This is a genomic window from Candidatus Sodalis sp. SoCistrobi (assembly GCF_900143145.1).
In the GTDB taxonomy this organism is placed as follows: Bacteria; Pseudomonadota; Gammaproteobacteria; order Enterobacterales; family Enterobacteriaceae; genus SoCistrobi.
This window is the reverse complement of sequence record NZ_FRDB01000383.1, coordinates 1-1,123: the sequence shown is the minus strand read 5'-3', so window position 1 is coordinate 1,123 and position 1,123 is coordinate 1. Positions and strand designations below refer to the sequence as shown.

The 1,123-nt window shown below is 54.9% G+C and carries 1 pseudogene; it reads right to left on the bottom strand.

Going from position 1 to position 1,123, the window contains the following annotated elements:
• Positions 1-127: 127 nt before the first annotated feature.
• Positions 128-643, bottom strand: a pseudogene (locus tag CINSTRO3249_RS16020) (tRNA (uridine(54)-C5)-methyltransferase TrmA); the annotation flags it as partial.
• Positions 644-1,123 lie beyond the last annotated feature (480 nt).

Below are 1,123 nucleotides of genomic sequence, written 5' to 3'. Positions count from 1 at the left end.
TGCTCATGCTGAGTTTCCAGCACTAGATTAACTGCCCGTTCACGGACTTCCGGAGAGTAACGTTTGGTCGTTGTCATAGAGACCTCCACTTTTAAAGTATAGACTCTAATTTATCCGGGGTGATTCACAAACGCTCGTCGACATAATCGTGATCCAGGCAGATTTTGGTCTTGCTGGCGCGACCGATGAACTGGATGTGGTAGCCGCGGGCGCGCAAGGCGTCACGCAGGCCTGCGGCGCATTCGCGCCAGGCGTCGTCCAGCGGCCGGTGATAAATCAGGGTCACTACCGCCTCACCGCTCTGCGTCGTGAGGTAGTCAATTTGGAACAGTTTGGTGCGCAGCAGGGGTTCTGGGCGGATGGCCGTCATCATTTCGGTCATAAGGGCATTGATGAGCGGACTGCCGGGCATGAAATGATCGATGCGGATCCGCGCTTTGGTCTGCGGATCGAACATGATGTGATACAGGTCATCCTCATCATGCCAGATGCGAAATTCGGCGCGCATGCGATAATGCGCGGGCTGTGAGCGGAAAATCTGTGCGTCAGGTGCCTGGAACGCCAGCATCATCTGCCGCAGACGTTCCGCTTTTGCCGCCAACTGCTGTTCATAAGGGTCGATGGGTAACGTCTCGGGCGTCATAGTCGTTTCCTGCTGGCCGGGCGGTCATTACCGCTTTTGCCCGGGATTGTAGGGAATAAACCGTTAATGTCCAGTTTTGTCGCCTGTCATTGTTTAGGTGCATTTGTTTCCTGGACACGTTTATTACCGGGACGGTAGGATTATTGGCCGGCCAAAACGTGGCCGGTTTTCCGTCGCCTGCTCAAGGTCCGCCATCGGCGGCCGGTACCTGTCGCCCGCGGCGTCCTGCCAATCGATTGGATGCGAAAAGATGTTAAAAACAAAAACGACCGTGCTGGTGACGCTCTCCGTCACGGCCTTTTCCGGCTGGGGGCAAGAGACTGCCGCAACTCAGACCGACGGCGGTAATGCGCTGTGAATCACCCCGGATAAATTAGAGTCTATACTTTAAAAGTGGAGGTCTCTATGACAACGACCAAACGTTACTCTCCGGAAGTCCGTGAACGGGCAGTTAATCTAGTGCTGGAAACTCAGCATGAG